13 protein-coding genes are annotated in these 18,458 nt (G+C 68.6%); 5 read left to right on the plus strand and 8 right to left on the minus strand.

What is annotated here, in order from left to right:
* Window positions 1–510, minus strand: coding sequence for a dUTP diphosphatase (dut, locus tag ACT3S2_RS03420; protein ID WP_444554027.1), 510 nt, complete (start codon window positions 508–510; stop codon window positions 1–3).
* Between the two features lie 78 nt (window positions 511–588).
* On the opposite strand from dut, the gene ACT3S2_RS03425 reads away from it, so the two are divergent.
* Window positions 589–1,062 carry a DUF3093 domain-containing protein gene (locus ACT3S2_RS03425; protein ID WP_444554028.1) on the plus strand — a complete coding sequence of 158 codons (474 nt, stop codon included), beginning with the start codon at window positions 589–591 and terminating at the stop codon, window positions 1,060–1,062.
* 64 nt (window positions 1,063–1,126) lie between these two features.
* On the opposite strand, the gene ACT3S2_RS03430 is transcribed toward ACT3S2_RS03425, so the two are convergent.
* Window positions 1,127–1,426, minus strand: a complete 300-nt coding sequence (locus tag ACT3S2_RS03430; protein ID WP_444554029.1) for a DUF4193 domain-containing protein — start codon at window positions 1,424–1,426, stop codon at window positions 1,127–1,129.
* 404 nt (window positions 1,427–1,830) lie between these two features.
* On the opposite strand from ACT3S2_RS03430, the gene sepH reads away from it, so the two are divergent.
* The gene (sepH, locus tag ACT3S2_RS03435; protein ID WP_444554031.1) at window positions 1,831–2,991 is read left to right on the plus strand and encodes a septation protein SepH; all 1,161 of its coding nucleotides are present in this window, start codon (window positions 1,831–1,833) and stop codon (window positions 2,989–2,991) included.
* A gap of 17 nt (window positions 2,992–3,008) precedes the next feature.
* On the opposite strand, the gene ACT3S2_RS03440 is transcribed toward sepH, so the two are convergent.
* The 3 genes from ACT3S2_RS03440 to ACT3S2_RS03450 form a co-directional block, all read right to left on the minus strand.
* Window positions 3,009–4,187, minus strand: a complete 1,179-nt coding sequence (locus ACT3S2_RS03440; RefSeq protein ID WP_444554032.1) for an alkaline phosphatase family protein — start codon at window positions 4,185–4,187, stop codon at window positions 3,009–3,011.
* Between the two features lie 5 nt (window positions 4,188–4,192).
* Window positions 4,193–4,861, minus strand: a complete 669-nt coding sequence (locus ACT3S2_RS03445; protein ID WP_444554033.1) for a DUF5998 family protein — start codon at window positions 4,859–4,861, stop codon at window positions 4,193–4,195.
* Window positions 4,862–4,939: 78 nt separating this feature from the next.
* On the minus strand, window positions 4,940–7,696 hold the full coding sequence (locus ACT3S2_RS03450) for a bifunctional acetate--CoA ligase family protein/GNAT family N-acetyltransferase (RefSeq protein ID WP_444554034.1): 2,757 nt from the start codon (window positions 7,694–7,696) through the stop codon (window positions 4,940–4,942).
* Window positions 7,697–7,824: 128 nt separating this feature from the next.
* Between ACT3S2_RS03450 and ACT3S2_RS03455 the strand changes: the two genes are divergently transcribed.
* The gene (locus ACT3S2_RS03455; protein WP_444554035.1) at window positions 7,825–10,608 is read left to right on the plus strand and encodes a DNA topoisomerase (ATP-hydrolyzing); all 2,784 of its coding nucleotides are present in this window, start codon (window positions 7,825–7,827) and stop codon (window positions 10,606–10,608) included.
* 56 nt (window positions 10,609–10,664) lie between these two features.
* Here the strand turns inward: ACT3S2_RS03455 and cydC are convergent, their stop codons facing one another.
* The 3 genes from cydC to ACT3S2_RS03470 are packed head-to-tail and all read right to left on the minus strand — an operon-like array spanning window position 10,665 to window position 16,832.
* A complete protein-coding gene (gene cydC / locus ACT3S2_RS03460) occupies window positions 10,665–14,174 on the minus strand; it encodes a thiol reductant ABC exporter subunit CydC (protein ID WP_444561236.1) in 3,510 nt (1,169 codons plus the stop codon).
* A 7-nt stretch (window positions 14,175–14,181) separates the two neighbouring features.
* A complete protein-coding gene (cydB, locus tag ACT3S2_RS03465) occupies window positions 14,182–15,204 on the minus strand; it encodes a cytochrome d ubiquinol oxidase subunit II (protein ID WP_444554055.1) in 1,023 nt (340 codons plus the stop codon).
* A 32-nt stretch (window positions 15,205–15,236) separates the two neighbouring features.
* Entirely contained in the window at window positions 15,237–16,832 is a 1,596-nt protein-coding gene (locus ACT3S2_RS03470) for a cytochrome ubiquinol oxidase subunit I (RefSeq protein WP_444554037.1), read from the minus strand.
* 203 nt (window positions 16,833–17,035) lie between these two features.
* Here ACT3S2_RS03470 and ACT3S2_RS03475 point away from each other — a divergent pair, with 203 nt between their 5' ends.
* Together ACT3S2_RS03475 and ACT3S2_RS03480 are read left to right on the plus strand one after the other, a co-directional pair.
* Window positions 17,036–17,410, plus strand: a complete 375-nt coding sequence (locus ACT3S2_RS03475; RefSeq protein ID WP_444561237.1) for a BlaI/MecI/CopY family transcriptional regulator — start codon at window positions 17,036–17,038, stop codon at window positions 17,408–17,410.
* Window positions 17,411–17,437: 27 nt separating this feature from the next.
* A complete protein-coding gene (locus ACT3S2_RS03480) occupies window positions 17,438–18,457 on the plus strand; it encodes a M56 family metallopeptidase (RefSeq protein WP_444554039.1) in 1,020 nt (339 codons plus the stop codon).
* The last annotated feature ends 1 nt before the right edge of the window (window position 18,458 follow it).

Consider the following 18,458-nt stretch of genomic DNA (forward strand, 5'->3'; position numbering starts at 1 on the left):
TCAGCGAGCTGCGGCGTCGGCGAATCCTCCGGTCGAGCCGAAGCCCCCGGCGCCGCGCACCGATTCGGGTAGTTCCGCGACGGGGATGAACGCCGCATGCTCCACGCGCTGGATGAGCAGCTGGGCGATCCGGTCGCCACGGTTGAGTTCGATCGGCGTCCGGGTGTCGGTGTTCAGCAGGGTCACGCACAACTCACCGCGGTAGCCGGCGTCGACGGTTCCCGGGGCGTTGACGATGCTCAACCCCTTTTTCGTGGCTAGCCCCGACCGCGGGTGGACCAGGGCGACGAACCCCGGGGGCAAGGCGATGGCCACTCCGGTGGGGACCAGCTTCCGTTCCCCCGGAGCCAGGACGACATCCTCGCGGGTGCGCAGATCGGCGCCGGCATCCCCGGGATGGGCATACGACGGCGGCTCCAGGCCGGGGTCGAGCATCTTCAGCTGGACGTCAAGGGTGGTGGTGGGCTGCTCGGGCATCGTAGCCGGATTCTCCAGGGCGTTGAGGGTCATGACCGTGTTCACTCTAGCCCGATTGCCGTCCAGCCCCAATGTGTCCACGACAGGCTCTGGGCGAACTAAGCTGGTGTCATGCCTGATTCGACCCCTCCTGCAGCGTCCCCCGAGATCTTCCGCGAAAAACTGTGGCCGGCCTGGTGGATGTGGATCCTCGTGGTGGGCACCGGTTTCGCCGGCACGGCGATGGTCCTTCCCATCAACCTGAACGTTTCCATCATCGTGGGAATCGTCGTGTTCATCGCCGTCGGTGCCACGCTGCTGGCCCTGACCCCGACCATCAGCCTGACCCGGGAGTGGTTCAAGGTCGGCCGGGCCAGCATCGAGTGCCGCTACATCGGCGAGGTCTCCGCCCATCGCGGCGAGGAAGCCACCCATGCACGGGGCCCGGCCCTGGACGGGACCGCCTATTTGTGCCTGCGCGGCTGGATCGACCCGGTCGTGAAGCTGGAGATCGTTGATCCGCTCGATGCCACCCCCTATTGGCTGGCTTCGACCCGTCGCCCGGAGGAGCTGGTCAGGGCGCTGCAGCAGACCGCACGCGCCTAGACCCGGCTCCCCCTCCCGGCCTCTCGCCCCGGCGGGACCCCGGGGTGCGGGGCCGTCGAAGGCCTCAGCCCTCGCAGTCCTTGCAGTAGAACAGCCCGCCCTTTTCCTTCGCCACCTGGGACCGGTGTCGGACCAGGAAGCAGGAAGCGCAGGTGAATTCGTCGGTCTGGGCGGGGAGGACCCGGACCAGGAGTTCCTCGCCGGAGAGATCGGCCCCGGGCAGCTCATAGCCTTCGGCCAGCTCGGTCTCGTCCTCGTCGACCACCGGTGACTGGTGGCCCTTGCCGCGACCCTTCAGTTCCTCCAGCGATTCCTGGTTGGGTTCGTCGTCGGTCTTCCGCGGCGCGTCGTAGTCTGTCGCCATAGTCTCTCCATCACGCTCCGGTCATTGCTCGATGGGGGCCGTCCAGGTCCCCGGCACCGTTGCTGCAGCAGCATCGGGCCGTGGTGCGGGTTCGAGTCGATCGGGGGCGGCCCGGCGTTCCCGACCCTCAAGGTACAACGCCACCGGGGCGCATTTTGTGCCCGCAACGCACAGATTGTTCACCATCGGGGGGTAAAAAGCCAATGACCCGCGCCCCGTGACCGGGGCCCGGGGGATGAGGCCGGCGCCCCGCCGTGGCCCCGGCCCGCAGATCAGGGGTTCCCCCGCGGTTCCCGGGGCCGCCTGAGAGTAAACTAACCGCGCCACACCAGGGCAAATAATGACTTTTCCACCCACCCGGTGGCAGAGTCGTATCCGTACGTGAGCGTCCGTGGAGGGAAAGTATGCAGCAACTTCGGCTCGTAGGTGTCCAAGAGGATGGCGAGCACCTGCTGTTGAGCAGTGACGATGGGTCCAGCTTCGTGCTGCGCATCGACGAGGCGCTCCGCGCCGCCACTGCCCGGCCCATTGGCCGACCCGCCGCGTCGGGCGCGGAACAGGAACCGGCGGCGTTCTCCCCCCGGGAGATCCAGACCCGGATCCGCAACGGCGCCACCGCCGAGGAGGTTGCCGAGGAATCGGGCTTCCCGTTGGACCGCGTGCTGCGGTACGAAGGTCCCGTCCGCGCCGAACGCGACTACGTCGCCCAACAGGCCCGTGGGGTGGAGGTCTCCGCCCCCCAGGCCCATGACACCTACCGTTCGGCCTTCGGCGATGAGCCGGCCTCGCTCGGGGAGATGGTCGACGTCCGGCTCAATGCCTTGGGCGTCAGCGCCGCCTCCCTGGTGTGGGATGCCTGGCGCCGCAGCGACGGCTCCTGGAACATCTCGGCTGAATTCGATGCCTCGGGCTCGGAAACCGATGCCAGCATCGGCGAAGAGCCCCCGGCCATGTGGGTCTTCCATCCGGCCCGTAAGTCCCTGCAGAACGCCAACCGCTGGGCCCAGGTCCTCAGCGAACTGGAACCGGTGGAGAACGCGTTCACCAATCGTCGCCTCACTGCCGTGGCCGACCGGCCTTTTGATTTCGAGTCCGACGCCGGCCATGACCCGCAGGGCCCCGACGCGGCGGCGACCTCCCCGGGCGATCCGGAGGCCGAGGAACTACTCGACGTGCTGCGCGCCCGCCGGGGACAACGACTCGGTGTGGACGAGGAAGGCGACGACGCCCTGGCGATGATGCTGTCCCAGGGGTCCATCCCCGCCGCCCATCCGCGGGACGAGGATTTCGCCGATGAGGGCGAAGCCCGTCGCCTGGGAATCGTTCCACCGCATGACGACGATGATGACGAGCTGCCGCATCTGCATGACGGGGTCAGCACGAACACCAGTGAATACACCGTCGTGCCCGGTCTCTCGGCCGCGGATTTCCGCCACGCCGAGGATACCGTGACCCGTCACGAGGACTCCGAGGACGACGGCGGCCAGGGGCGCAAGAAGGCCAAGCGCTCCTCGGTGCCCAGCTGGGACGAGATCGTCTTCGGCAAGGGCAAGAAGCGCGACTAGCGCCCCGGCGCCCCGGGCTACTTCGGGGTGGCCAGGGTCAGGAGCGGGATCTCCCGCTCGGCCCGCGTCATTGACCCGTGCTGGCCGATCATTTCCATGGCCCGGGGTGAAACCCGCCGGCCGTCGAAGAGTGCCAGTTCCCCGCTGGCCAGGACCAGCACATCACCGATCCGTGATCTGACCCGCTCGTCCACTTCCCCGAAGTAGCCGTGGTCGATGGCCTCGTCCCGGGTGATGACCCAGGCCTTCGCCCCGAAGGCCTCCTTCCAGTTCCGGATCAGCGCGGCGCGGGTCGCTTCGGTGGCGTCATGGCTGAAGTGCAGTTGCACTGCCCGCGGTTCCCCCGCCGTCAGGGCGATCCCCTCCAGCAGTTCCGGATCCCGTGAATAGTCGATGCGCGCTTCGGGCCGCACGTCGACCATGCCGTGGTCGGCGACCAGCAGCAACAACGTGCCCGCCGGGACCCGTTGGGCCAGGGTGCGCATGTTCGCGTCGAGTTCCTCCAGCTCGCTGAGCCATTGGGGCGAATCGCTGCCGAATTTATGCCCAGCCTTATCAAGTTCGTTCCAGTAGCAGTACACCAATGACCGATCGTGGGCGGCCAGGGCTTCGGTGGCGGCCCGCACCCGGGCCTGGGGGGTGCCCGCCGGGAGGAACTCGCCCCCCTTGAGCGAGGCGCGGGTCAAGGCCGAATCGCTGAAGCGGGGCAGGCTCGCCGTGGCCACATGGACATGCTCCGAGGCCTGGTCCATCACCGTCGGATACGGCTGCCACACCGCCGGATCCAGATCCTCCGGCCAGTTCCCGAGCATGTTCACCACCCGCGGTACCGCCGGATCAACGACGTCGTACCCGACGATGCCATGCCGGCCCGGGGGCACACCGGTGCCCAGGCTCGACAGCGACGCCGCCGTGGTGGTGGGGAACGAGGCATCGAGCGTCCGTGAATTGGCCATCTTCGAGCGCAGGAACGGGGCATGCCCCGAGCGCGCCTTCAGCAGTGATTTACCCAGACCGTCGGCCATCACCACGCAGACCTTGCGGGCCTTGGGCAGGGACAGGACGTTGCTGAACCCGGGGACTCCCAGGACGGCGGCGGCGCTGGACATCACCACCGAGAGATCGGCGGTGCCGTAGCGCGGCGGCGCGGGCAGCGGGTCGGCGGGTTCGAGTCGGGTGGGGCGGGCTGTGCTCACGCGGTTCAGCCCTGGTGGTGGCCGCGGACGAACCGTCCCGCAGGACGGGGAGCCCGCGATTCGGCCGCAGCGACCGGACGATGATCCAAGGCCGTGGTCGTGGTGGCCTGGCGCAGGGCACGGGCGAAGGACCGGGCGTCCTCGACGGCCTGGAGGCCATCGGCTTCGGCGCTGACCCGCAGCACCACGTCCTCCTTCTGCAGCGTCCCGGTGTACCCGTGGTCGGCTTCACATTGGGGGTCGGCACATCCTGCCGGGGCCAGATCGACGCGTTGTCCGCCGGACCAGGAGATGGCCAGGGTCAGTTCGCGGCTCTTGTCGCTGGTGCGGTAGTTCTGCGGCTGGTGGTAGACGAAGCTGAGCACCACCGAGGAGATCCTGCCGATCGGCACGGTCTCCGTGGAGACCTGGGCCATGACCTGGTCGCCGGCCACGTCCAGTTGCTGGTCGTCCACGTGCACGATGACCATGACCTCGGAGGTCAGCACCAGCACGGTGACATGGCGGTGGACCTCGGTGTGTTCGATATGGGTTTCGAGCTGGACCAGATGGGCCAGCGGCTCCATCCCATCCAGGGCGTCTTCAACGACGTCCGCGACGAGCTTCGGGTAGAACCCTGCTCGTTCCAAGGCACTGTGCAGATCACGGCCGGGGGCCGAAGTACGGGAGAACATCACCCCACTCTACCGGTGTCGGTGCCGTCGGCGGGCCGTGGCGGGGACGACGACGGCACCGGTCCGTCTCCCCCGGACCTAGCGCATGGCCCTCCGGGCGCTGTCCGTGCGCTGTGCGGGGTTGCCGATCCGCACATCGGCGGCGAGCACGGTGACCGATCCTTCGGAGACGAGCACCGGGTTGAACTCCATGAGCGCCACTTCCGGGTGGTCGTCCTTCAGGGTCGCCACCCGGTTGAGGAAGTCCTCCAGCCCCGGCACGTCCACCCGGGGGAAGCCCTGGTAGCCGAAGAGCTTATGTGAGGCGCGGGGGGTGCGCACGAAGTCCGAGAGGTCCGTGTCCGTCAGTGGCGGGATCGCGTGGGCCCAGTCGTCGAGCAGATTCACGGCATCCCCGGCCAGCCCGTAGGAGATCAGCGGCCCCAGCAGCGGGTCCTCCAAGGCCCGCACCACGCAGCCCTGGCCGGAGGCGGCCATCGTCTGGACCTCGAGGTCGTCGGCACCGTATTGGCGCAAGGTCTGCTGCATATGCCGGATGTTCTGGCGCAATGCCGTCTCGTCGGTGATGTTCAGCCGCACCCCGCCCAGATCCAGCCGGTGGCGCAGGTACTGGTCGGTGGCCTTCAAGGCCACCGGCCAGCCGATGCGGTGGGCGGCCTGGACGGCCTCCTGTTCGTCGCTGAACCGGACCGATTCCAGCACCCCGACGCCGTAGCATCCCAACAGTTCGACGGCGTCCTCCGTCGAGAGCGCCAGCAGTTCCGTGCCGTCCACGCGGTGCATGTATCCGGCCAGCAGCTCATCGGCCCGGTCCCTGTCGATTCCCGTGGATTCGACGTATTCGCCGAAGTCCCGACCCCGCCAATCGACGTAGCCGACCATTTCCGCCAGGGCCCCGATGGCGGTCCCCGGAGAAGCATAGGCGGGGACGGCATCCTGCCGGACCTCCACGGGCCCGGCCCCGTCCTGGTCCGGGGTGGCCTCCACCTCGGCGGTGCCCCCGGCTGGGACGGGGCCGGTCTGGATCAGGCCGACGGCGGGCTCCTGCGGATCCATGATGCCGGTGAAGGAGGCCAGTACCGGTTTGCCGGCCTCCCGGCCAGCGTCGAACAGGATCCGGGCCAGCTCGTGGTGGTCGATGCCCGGGGCGGGCAGGACCGCCAGGATCAGCGAGTGCACCTCGTCCCTGGCCAGCAGGGTCTGCAGCATCGTCCGGAGCCTAGGCAGGGCGCGGGAGGCCCCGTCGGTCAGGACCAGTTCGCATTCACGGGCGACGACCTCCAGATCGTGCTGTTCGGCGTTGTCCTCCACCACGCGGGAGAGCGCCCGCGAGTTGGCGACGATCGCCAGCCCGTTGCCGGCGGGCAGCGGCTGGGTGGCGAAGAGCTGGGCCAGGTCCATCAACAGTTCGTTGGAGGCCACGCGGATGGCCCCGGACTGGCGGAGCATCGCATCCACGGCGCCCAACGGGGCCTGGGTGGTGCGCACGGCATGGCCCGGGGGCAACCGCAGGCCCATGACATCGGATTTGGCCACGATGACCGGCTTCTTCCTCGCCAGTCGACGGGCGATGCGTGAGAACTTGCGGGGGTTGCCGAAGCTTTCTAGGAACAAGGCGACGGCGGTGGTTTCGGGATCGTCCTCCCAGAACTGCATGGCGTCGTTGCCGGAGACGTCGGCACGGTTTCCCGCCGAAACGATGCTGGAGACCCCGATGCCGCGGCGGCTGGCCGCCGAGTAGACGAGCACACCGATCGCCGCGGAATGGCTGAACAGCCCCAGGCCCCCGCGTCGGGGCATCCCCGGGGCCATGGAGGCATTGAAACTGACCGAAGGGGCCGTATTGACCAGTCCCAGCGAGGCCGGACCGATTAGCCGCATCCCGTTGCTGCGGGCCAACCGCACCAGCTCGCGCTGGCGTTGCATCGCTTCGGCCTGGTCTCCCGGGAAGGTCTCGGTCACCACGAGCAGACCGCGCACGCCGTGGGCCCCGCATTCGGCCACGACGGTTTCCAGTTCGGCCACCGGCACGGCGATCACCGCCAGATCCACGGTGCCGGGGATCTCAGAGAGGGAACCATGGGAGATCATGCCGGCAATTTCCAGGGCATCGGGGTTCACCGCGTGGACCGGCCCCGTGAAACCACCTTCGATGATGTTCTCCAGCAGCGTGTATCCCACGGTCCCCCACTGCCTGCTGGCGCCGATCACGGCCACCGAACGCGGGGCAAGCAGCCCGGCCAGGGACTGGGCCTCGGCCCGGTGTTCGCGTGATTCCATGACGGCCCGGGACTTCTCGGTCGGGTCGATGGGGAACTCCAGCATCACCACCCCGTCGTCGAACCGGCGTTTGACCTCGTAGCCTGCTTCGGCGAAGACCGTGAGCATCTTGCGGTTCTCGGGCAGCACTTCGGCACTGAATCGTTCGATCCCGTTTTCACGGGCCGCAGCAGCCAGGTGTTCGAGCAGGATCGACCCGGCCCCCTTGCCCTGGGTGTTGTCGGCGATGTTGAAGGCCACCTCGGCCTCGCGGGGGTCATCGAGTCGGTCGTAGCGTCCGACCCCGATGATCTCGGAGCCACGCAGGACGATCATCGCGACCCGGTTCACGTGATCGACCTCGGTGAAGCGGGTCAGCTCGCGGTCGGTGAGCTTTGACTTGAACGTGAAGAACCGCAAGTAGATCGATGTCTCGGATTGTCCGGCGTGGAACCGTTGCAAAGCAGCGGCATCCGAGGGGCCGATGGGCCGCAAATGGGCCGTGGTCCCGTCGCGTAGGACGACATCGGCTTCCCAATGAGCCGGATATTCAGCATTTTCCACCTCGTGCACCATAGGCTTAGCCTACGGCCTTCGTGCGCGGATCCGTCGTGATCCGGCTTCCAGCGACGAGACTGCCCATTCGTGTGGCACCGTCCAGTCGCGCAGGCCCCACATCAGCACCGATTCGAGGAATCACAGACATGGCCCGCAGGCAGACACCGGAACCACCGCAGGACTTCATCGAGAACATCGTCGACATCGACGTGACCTCGGAGATGGAGGGGTCGTTCCTGGAGTACGCCTATTCGGTGATCTACTCCCGGGCCCTGCCCGATGCCCGTGACGGCCTCAAACCGGTCCAACGCCGCATCCTGTTCATGATGACCCAGATGGGTCTGCGCCCCGAGAAGGGCCATGTCAAGAGTGCGCGTGTGGTCGGGGAGGTCATGGGCAAGCTGCACCCGCACGGTGACACCGCCATCTACGACGCAATGGTGCGCATGGCCCAGCACTTCGCGTTGCGGTTGCCGTTGATCGACGGCCACGGCAACTTCGGTTCGCTCGACGACGGTCCGGCGGCCCCGCGGTACACGGAGGCCCGGCTGGATTCCCCGGCAGTGGCGATGACCGACCACCTCGACGAGGACGTCGTGGACTTCATCCCCAACTACGACAACCAGCTCCTTCAGCCGGAGGTGCTTCCGGCGGCCTTCCCGAACCTGCTGGTCAACGGAACCACCGGCATCGCCGTGGGCATGGCCACCAACATGGCCCCGCACAACCTCGGAGAGGTCATTGCCGCCGCCCGCCACCTGGTGGAGAACCCCGAAGCGACCCTGGCCGAACTGATGAAGTTCGTCCCCGGGCCGGACCTGCCCAGCGGCGGGGAGATCATCGGGCTCGAAGGCATCCACGACGCCTACACGAACGGGCGCGGCTCCTTCAAGACCCGGGCCAAGGTCGAGCTCGAGCAGATCAGCGCCCGACGCAGTGGCCTGATCGTCACCGAGCTGCCCTACATGGTCGGTCCGGAGAAGGTCATCCAGAAGATCAAGGATGCCGTCACCGCCAAGAAACTGGTCGGGGTCTCCGATGTCATCGACCTCACCGACCGCAAGAACGGCATGCGTCTGGTCATCGAACTGAAGAACGGCTTCAACCCCAATGCCGTCCTCCAGCAGCTGTACAAGTACACGCCGATGGAGGATTCCTTCGGCATCAACAACGTCGCTCTGGTCGACGGCCAGCCCCGCACCCTGGGGTTGCGCGAACTGCTCCAGGTCTACGTCGGACACCGCCTTTCGGTGGTCACCCGTCGGACCGCCTTCCGCCTAGGCAGGAAGAAGGACCGGCTGCATCTGGTCGAGGGGCTGCTTATTGCCATCGTCGACATCGACGAGGTCATCCAGATCATCCGCAACTCGGACGAAACCGCGGTGGCCCGCCAACGGTTGATGACCATCTACGACCTCTCGGAGATCCAGGCCAACCACATCCTGGAGCTGCGCCTGCGCCAGCTGACCAAGTACTCGCAGATCGAGCTCGAGAAGGAACGCGACGAACTCCAGCGCGAGATCGAACGGCTCAGCGCGATCCTCGCCTCGGACGAACTGCTGCGCGGCCTGGTCTCCAGCGAACTGGCCGAGGTCTCCGAGCGCTATGCCACCCCGCGCCGCACCCGCCTGTTGAAGTCGGCCACGGCGGCCCCGTTGAAGGGCACCACGATGCCCGCGCCCGCGTCCACCAGCGCCAAGGCACCCTTGACCCTCGAGATCGCCGACGACCCCTGCTGGGCGATCCTCTCCGCCTCGGGCCGGCTGGCCCGCACCACGACCCGTGATCCGCTGCCCACCGATGGCTCCCGGGTCAAGCACGATGTGCTGGCCTCGCTGCTGCCGGCGACCGCCCGGGGGGAGATCGGGGCCGTCACCTCCGCCGGGCGCATGTTGCGCCTGCAGGTCCTCGACATCCCGGTCCTTCCGGCCACCACCTCGTTCCCGCAGCTGAACGACGGGGTCCCGGTCGCCGAATTCATTTCACTGGCCAAGGGCGAGACCGTGATCGGACTGGTGCCGCTGAACGAGGTCCTGGCCTTGGGGACGGCCCGCGGCGTGGTCAAACGGGTCACCCCCGACTACCCGCTGAACCGTGACGAGTTCGAAGCGGTCTCGCTCAAACCCGGGGACCGGGTCATCGGCGTCTGCGTTCCGGGGGAAGACGACGATCTGGTCTTCGTTTCGGCCCAGGCCCGGTTGTTGCGCTATCCGGCATCCGCCGTGCGCGCCCAGGGACGCACGGCCGGCGGAATGGCGGGAATCAAGCTCGTTGACGGTGACCAGGCCATCTTCTTCGGTGCGGCGGATCCCGCGGACGATTCGGCGGTCGTGGTCACCATTGCCGCGGCGGGGGCCACCCTGCCCGGAACCGAGGCCGGAACCGTGAAGGTCACCCCGCTCTCCGAATACCCGGCCAAGGGTCGTGGCACCGGCGGGGTGCGGGCCCACCGCTTCCTCAAGGGCGAAAGCGTGTTGGCCCTGGCGTGGGCCGGTCATGGCCCGGCCCGGGCCGCGTCGGCGGCCGGGGTCTCCCGGGCGCTGCCCCTGGAACACGGCCGCCGTGATGGTTCGGGGGTTCCCCTGTCGAGCAAGGTCGACGCCCTCGGTGGGGCCCCGATCGCCCCCGAGGCCGTGGGCGAACCCGCACCGCCGATCGAGCGCTCCGGCGAGAACACTGCCGGCGGCACCGGCCCCGCGCCGGAGGCCGCCCCGACACCGAGACGCCGCAGCACCTCCACCTCCCGACCGGCGGCGGGTCGCCGCGGCAAGGCGGGCCCCGAAGAGCCGGTCGGAGACTTCCTGCCGGGCTTCGATGCGGAGCAGCCCCAGCGCGCCCCGCTGGCGGCCCCGGAAGAGGATAGCGTCCCCTTCGCCGATTCGGCGGTCGTGGAGGTCGAAGGCGGCGGCACGACGCCGGTGGACCCCTAGTCGTACTGCCCTGCCGGCCGCGACCCCCGCCGGTGCCGGTGCCGGGGATTCACCGCTCAGGACCGCAACGGCGACACCATTGCCCCGCCGCCCAGATCCAGGACCGTATCGGCGCCGGCGGCCATCGCCGTATCGTGGGTGACCATGACCACGGCCATTCCCGAGAGGGCTTCACGTAGATCGGCGATTAGTTCCAGGGCCTCGCCCTGGCCCAGATGCGCCGTCGGTTCATCGAGCAGGACGGCGTCCGCCCGGGCCACCAGGGCCCTGGCCACCGCGAGTCGTTGACGTTGTCCCCCGGAGAGCCGGTGTCCCCCGCTGCCGATCCGGGTCGCCAGCCCCTGGCCCTGCTGGGCGAACCAGGTTCCGAGCCCGACCCGGTGGAGCGCCGCGTGGAGTTCGGCATCGGTCGCTGGATCGTGGGCGGCACGGCCCAGCGAGAGGTTGTTCCGCAGGCTTGAATCGAAGAGGTGGGCTTCCTGCGGGCACCACGTGATCCGTCCCAGCAGGGGTGCGGCGTGCTCCGGCTCCCTCCAGGGGTCCAGGACCCTGCCGGATCCATCCTCCAGCCGGAAGGCTCCATGCGAGGGCCGGACCAGTCCCAACAGGACGGCCAGCAGACTGGATTTACCCGATCCCGAGGGGCCGGTGATCGCCAACCAGCCGCCCCGTTCGACCCGTGCCGAAATCTGTTCCACCACCGCTGTGGTGCCCGTCCAGGTCACCGAGACCCGGTCCAGTTGAAGTGATTCCACCCGTGCCTTGCCGCCGTCGCATCCGGCGTCGTTCACGGCGCCTTCGGACGCCGAGGCCGGAAGCGGTGCCGGGGCGTCGTCGTCCTCCGGGAGCAGGATCCGGCCGACGGCATCGAGCCGGTCGCCGAAGAGCGGCAATTTCGAGGCGGCCTCGGAGGCATTGGCGAAGGGTTCGTTCAGGCTCAGCGCGAGCAAGGCCACCACCGCCAGAAGGGCCGCGGCGTCTGCTCCCGCTGCCCCGCCGGCACCGGCGACCAGTAGGCATCCGAGCGCCGCCAGCCCGGAGGTGAGCACGGCGATGGCCTCGCCGAGTCCCGTCCCCATGGCGGCCCTGAGCAGTGTGGTGGAGGCCTGGCGGTCGCGGCGGGTGAAGCCGGTGGCCGCCCGGGTGGCGACCCCGTTGGCCCGCAGGTCCGCTGCGGCGGTGAAGAGCGTGGAGATCCGGCCGGTCGCCCAACTGCGGTGCCGGGCGGCCTCGACGGCCGAGCCGCGTTCGATGCGGACCGCCAACCAGGGTCCGAGCAGGAAGCCCAGCACCCCGGCGCCCAGAAAGATCACCGTGGTCGAGGGGAAGACCAGGGCCGCGGTGATCAGGGAACCGAGCCAGGCCAGGATCGCTGCCGGCAAGGGGACCAGGACCCGGGGGGCTGCATCACGCAATTCGTCGACGTCGGCCACCAGGTACCTCAGCGCGTCCCCCGAACGGGTCAGCTTCCCCCAGCCGGCCGGGCGGTCGGACAGCGCGTCCCAGAGGCGGGCGCGCAGCGTCGTCGCCCAGTCAAGGACCGCCCGGTGCACGGCCAGCTGTTGGGCGTAGCGCAGGACGGCCCGGCCCAATCCGAAAAAGCGCACCCCGACGATGGCGACCATGAGCACCATCATGGGCGGCTGGGTGCTGGCATTGACGATCAGCCACCCCGAGACCGCGGTCAGGGCGGCTCCGGAAAGCACCGAGGCCGTGGCCAGCAGTATTCCGCCGGCCATTCCCGAACGCCACCACCTGATCGAGCGCAGCAGCCCCCGGCGGGCGGGCCATGCGGAGGCGGGGGCCGGGGTGGCCCCTTCAGCGGTCTCGGGTGTCGCCGGGCCGGGCGGCAGCGCGACGGAAGCCTGTGTTGCCGGCAGGTCCCCTCGGATTTCCCGAGGGGCCTGGAGCTGCCCGGCGGCTGGTGTCGGCCGCAGCATCGCGGCCAGTTCACGGTCGTGGGTGGCGACGACGAGCGTCACCTCATCAACGAGACCTGCCAGCGCGCTCCTGACGGCTGCGGCGCTCACCTCATCCAGGTGGGCCGTCGGCTCGTCGGCCAACAACACGCAGGCTCCGGCGCACCGGATGCGCAGCAGCGCCCGGGCCACCGCGATGCGGCGGAGTTCCCCGGGACTGAGCCGCTCCAGCGGCAGGGTGGCCAGATGTCCCGCCCGCACGTCCTGAAGCACCCGGGTCAGTTCCGTGGGGGCGGCGTCCGGCGCGTAGAGCCGTAGTTCGGCGGTGGCCGTGGGCTCGGTGAACCGGGGGTGCTGGCCGATCCAGGCGGTGCGGGCCGCCCCCGGGACCTCGATCACCCCAGCCACCTCGGCATCGGCGGGAAGCACTCCCGCCAGGGCATGCAGCAAGGTGGTCTTCCCGCTCCCCGAGGGACCGTCCAGGACGGTTCGTTCGCCGGGAGCCACCGTGAGTTCCTCCCGTGAGAGGGCCGGGGCCTGCGCGCCGGCATATCGGACGACCAGGTCGTGCACGCGCAGCCCGACGGGGCCCGGCTCCTCGTCGGCCCCCTCCGGGTCCTCGGCGGCGGGCCGGGGCCCCTCGAGGTCCTCCCCCAGCAGGTCCTCGGCCCGGCGGAGGGCCTCCAGACCGTCTTCGGAGGCGTGGAAGGCGGCGCCGACGGCGCGCAACGGCAGGAAGACCTCAGGGGCGAGGATCAAGGCCAGCAGTCCCACGTCGAGTCCCAGCTGCCCGTAGACGAGCCGCACCCCGATGAACACGGCCACGACGGCCACGGAGATCATCGCGATCAGTTCCAGCGCAAACCCGGACAGGAAGGCGGTACGCAACGTGGACATCGTGCTTTCCCGGTAGCGACGCGATACCGCGGTGAGTCCCTGCCGTCGTTCGGCCGAACGACGCAACCCGATCAGTGCCGGCAGGCCCTGGGCCAGTTCGGCGAGCTGGTTGGACAAGGCATCCAGCCCCGCGGCGGCATGGGCCACCCGGTCCTGGGTATGCAGCCCGATCAAGGCCATGAACACCGGCACCAGGGGCACGGTGAGCACCAGGATGAGGGCACTGACCCAGTCTGCGGCCAGGATGCGGGCCCCGATGAAGACCGGCACGACGGCAGCGCCCACCAAAGCGGGCAGGAACGTCGTGTAGTACTCGTCCAGGCCGTCGAGCCCGCGCGTGGCCAAGGCGGCCACGGCACCGGGCCCGTTCGGCGCATCGGCGCCTCCCGGACGGGTCCTTCCGGTCAGTTCGGCGGCGACCAGACGGTGGCGCAGGCGTTCCTTCGTGCCCCGGGCGGTCCGCTGCGCGGCATGGGTCATGCCCCAGGTGGCTGCGGCGCGCAGCAGCACCCCGAGTGCCCCGAGCAGGCAGAGGGGAGCCAGGGAACCGGCCAGGTCCAGGACGGTCCCCGGGTGGGAGCCGACGGTGCCGTCGGCCACCGCGGTGATTCCGGTGGCCAGTGCCTGCCCCAGCAGGATCAGGCCCACGGCCTTCACGGCGGCCAGGGCGGCCAGCAGCACCAGCTGCCCGCGCGGGACCTCGCGCAGCCCCTGGTGGGGACCGCCGGCAGGCGTCGTCATACGGGTCATCTCGGTCCTAGACCACCGGGGTCACGGTATGGGCGTCGGGAATGTGTTTCTCGGAGACCCGTTGGCGGAACACCCAGTACGACCAGCCCTGGTAGAGCAGCACCAGCGGGATACCGAAGGCCGCGATGATGCTCATCAGTCCCAGCGTGTATTCGCTCGAGGAGGCGTTGGCGACGGTCAGGCTGAACGCGGGGTCGATCGTCGAGGGCAGGACCACGGGGAAGACCGCCACGAAGATCGCGGAGACCCCGGCCACCAGGAAGGCCCCCGAGAAGGCGAAGGACCACCCTTCGGCGCCACGCCGGTTGGCCAGCCATCCGGCGACGCCCCCCACGACGGCGAGGACCAGCAGACCCAGCGGGACCACCTGGCCGGTCGGCACGACCACCAGGATCGCCCAAAGGGCCATCGGCGCCAGGGCCACCGGCAGCCATCGGCCGATGATCCGGCGGGCCCTCCCCCGTAGTTCACCGTCGGTCTTGAGTCCGACGAAGGCCAGCGCATGGATCAGCGAGAAGGCGACGACGGCCAGGCCCCCCAGGACGGCGTACCCGGTGAACCAGGCAAAGGCCCCGCCCACGCGATCGCCGTTGGCGTCCAAGGGAAGCCCCGTGGTCGTCAGGGCGAGCATCGCCCCCACCCCGAAGGCCGCGGTGAAGGAGCCGAGGCTGATGGCCCAGTCCCAGAGGTTCCTGGTGGACTGGCGATGGGCCTTGCCACGGTATTCGAAGGCCACCGCACGGAAGATCAACGCCACCAGGACCAGGACCAGGGGCACGTACAGGGCGGAGAACAGCGAGGCGTACCACATCGGGAAGGCAGCAAACGTCGCGGCTCCGGCGGTGATCAGCCAGACCTCGTTGCCGTCCCAGACGGGACCGACCGTGTTCAGCAGGACCCGCCGCTGCCGTTCGTTGCGGGCCAGCAGTTTCATCAGCATGCCCACCCCGAGGTCGAAGCCCTCGAGGAAGAGGTAGCCGGCCCAGAACACGGCAATGATCACGAACCAGAGTGTCGGGAGGAATTCCATCATCAATCCTTAGATCGTTTCCGCAGGACGGATCAGTACGCGAAGGCGAGGACGTCGCCGTCGCCGGGCGGGGTGTCGTCGTCGTCCTCCCCTGGTGGTGGGGCCGTCAATTCGGGCATGGCCGCCGGTACCCCGCCGCGCACGTAGCGCACGATCATCTTGACCTCGACGATCGCCAGCACCCCGTAGACGGCCGTGAGGGCGATGAGCGAGAAGAGCATTTCGGCGGCAGAGACCCCCGGGGAGACGGCCGCGGCGGTATACATGAAGACCTGGTCCACCGAGCCGTCCATGGTCGGGTTCGGTGCCACGACGAAGGGCTGGCGCCCCATCTCGGTGAAGATCCAGCCCGCCGAGTTGGCTCCGAAAGGGGCCAGGATGCCGAAGACCGCCAGCCGGGAAATCCATTTGTTCTCCGGCACGGTGCCTTTGCGCACCACCCACAGGGCGACCAGGGCCGCCACCGCCGCGATGCCACCGAAGGTGATCATGAGCCGGAAGCCCCAGTAGGTGACCTCCATCAGGGGCAGGTAGTTGATCTCCTGCCCGGCCCGGTCCCCGTACATCGGGTCGTCGGGCAGGTGGGTCCCGTATTTCTCCTGGTACTGCGGCAGCAGGGTGTTCACCCCGGGGATCTCGGTGGTGAAGTCGTCGTTCGCGAGGAAGGAGAGCAGTCCCGGCAGTTCGAAGACCGCCACGACGTCGTCGCAGGTGGTGGCCCCTCCGCCCCCGAGGTTGCCGATGGTCAGCACGGAAAAGCCGGTGCCGTCGTGGCAGGCGGCTTCGGCAGCGGCCATCTTCATGGGTTGCTGCTTGAACATCAGCTGGGCCTGGGCGTGCCCGGAGAAGGCCACCCCGGCAAAGGCAACCATCGCCACGACCGCGCCGATGCGCAGCGATTTGAGCCACACCGCGTGGTCCAGCTTGTCCCGGCCTGCACCATGGGAGGTGTCCTGGCCGACGATGACGTATCCCTGGGCATCCACGGTGTCGATGCCCGCCTTGCGGCGCCGGTAGAGGTGGAACCAGGCGATGCCGATCAGGAACCCACCCGCCACGGCGAAGGCCCCGAAGATGGTGTGCGGGAAGGTGACCAGGGCGGTGCTGTTGGTGAAAACGGCCCACGCGTCGGTCATGACCGGGCGTCCATCGACCATTTCGACACCGACCGGGTGCTGCATCCAGGAGTTGGCCACCAGGATGAAATAGGCGGAGAGGACCGAGGCCAGGGTGGCCATCCAGATACAGCCGAGGTGCAGCAGTTTCGGTAGTCGTTGCCAGCCGAAGATCCACAGTCCCAGGAAGGTGGATTCAACAAAGAAGGCCAGCAGGGACTCCATGGCCAGCGGCGCCCCGAAGACATCACCGACGAATCGGGAGTACTCGCTCCAGGCCATGCCGAACTGGAACTCCTGGACCAGACCGGTGGCCACCCCCATGATGAAGTTGATCAGGAACAGCTTGCCCCAGAACTTCGTCATCCGCAGGTACACGTCCCGGCCGGTGCGCACCCACATGGTTTGCAGGACCGCCACGAGGATGCCCAGTCCGATGGTCAACGGCACCATCAGGAAGTGGTAGACCGTGGTGATGCCGAATTGCCAGCGGGCAATTTCAAGGGGGTCCATGAACAACCTTCCAAACCCTGCGGACGTCCCGGGAGAGCCCCCGAGACGTTTTCTACGCTTTGTAGAATACCCGATTTTCTACGCCATGTAGAACCTGGACGGAAATCAGGGTAGATTGGTATCAGCGCAGCGGACCGGAGGATGAACAGACTCCACCGACGTGAACCCTGCGTAGACCTGGTTGGGCTAGATAAGGAAGATCATTGGCAACTCTCGGCGACCTCGAACGCTCGGTGATGGATCTGCTGTGGGACGGTGCCGAAGCGCAGACGGCCAACGACCTTCGTGACAAGCTGGCGCAGGCCCACAGCAACGACGGCAAGGAACTGGCGGTGACCACGGTGTTGACCGTGCTGGCCCGGCTGGAGAAGAAACAGCTCGTCACCCGTGAACGCGATACCCGGCCGCACCGCTACCGCGCGGTCACCAGCCGCGAGGAACACACGGTGGAACTCATGAACGAGGCCATGGGCAACGTCATGGACCGTGAAGCCGTGCTGGCCCGTTTCATCGGTGGCATCTCCCCCGTCGAACTGGCTTCCCTGCGACGCATCCTCGATGACGGAGCCAACGCCTAGCGGCGCCACCGCCGCTCCCCGGCTACGATGCTGACAGCCTCCTATCTCCTGCTCGGCCTCGCCATCATCCTGGCGTGGCCGGCCCCGATAGTGCTCTCACGCGCCCATTGGACCTCCCGGTCCCCCTTCACCGCCCTGCTGCTCTGGCAGGCCATCGCCCTGGCCGGCGGTCTGTCGATGATCGGGGCCTTCCTCGTCTGGGGACTCTCCCCCCTGGGCGACAACCTCCTGTCGGCCCTCTCGGGATTCCGCGGCATCCTGGCCGGGGAACCGGGCGCCGCCCTGCTGACGGTCGTCCACGTCTTTGCCCTGAGCACCGCCTTGCTGCTCGGCGCCCACCTCGTCTTCACCTTGCTGTTGACCGCCTATAAGGTCACCCGCCAGCGGGCCCGCCACCGCCGCCTGCTGGCCCTGCTCAGCGGTCCATCCGCCTCGATCCCCGGCACCGTCGTCGTCGAGCACCAGGCACCGGTGGCCTACTGCCTGCCCGGATTCAACGGCTCCCTCACGGTCCTTTCCCGGGGACTGCTCGACTCGCTCGACGAAGAGGGCCTGCGCGGGGTGGTCGCCCACGAACGGGCCCACCTGGATCAGCGTCATGATCTGCTGGTCCTGGCCTTCGAATCCTGGAACCAGGCGCTGCCCTGGCTGCCGACCTCCCGGCTGGCACGTCTGGCCGTCCAGGAACTGATCGAAATGCTGGCCGACGACGCCGCCTTGGAACAGGTGTCCCGCGATGATCTGCTGCGCTCCCTGGTTGCCGTGTCCTCGGGCATGGACCCTTCCCCGGTGGGGGCCGTCGAGGCGCGGCTCGGCGATGCCGTGGAAACCGACCGGCCCCACGGAACGGGGGCCCGGGAATCGGCCGCCGGGCCCGGACGCGCCGCGGCGGTGCCCCCGAGCCAACTCTCCTCGTTGCGGCTGCGCCGGCTGCTCAGCCCGGTCGGGGAACTCCCCGCCTCCGGGCGGGCAACGGTCATGGCCACCGCCGTACTGCTGGTGCTCGTCCCGACCCTGGCCCTGGTGGCCCCGGGTCTGCTGAACTGAT

Origin of the sequence: Arthrobacter sp. AOP36-A1-22 (assembly GCF_052377615.1) — a bacterium.
In the GTDB taxonomy this organism is placed as follows: Bacteria; Actinomycetota; Actinomycetes; order Actinomycetales; family Micrococcaceae; genus Arthrobacter_H.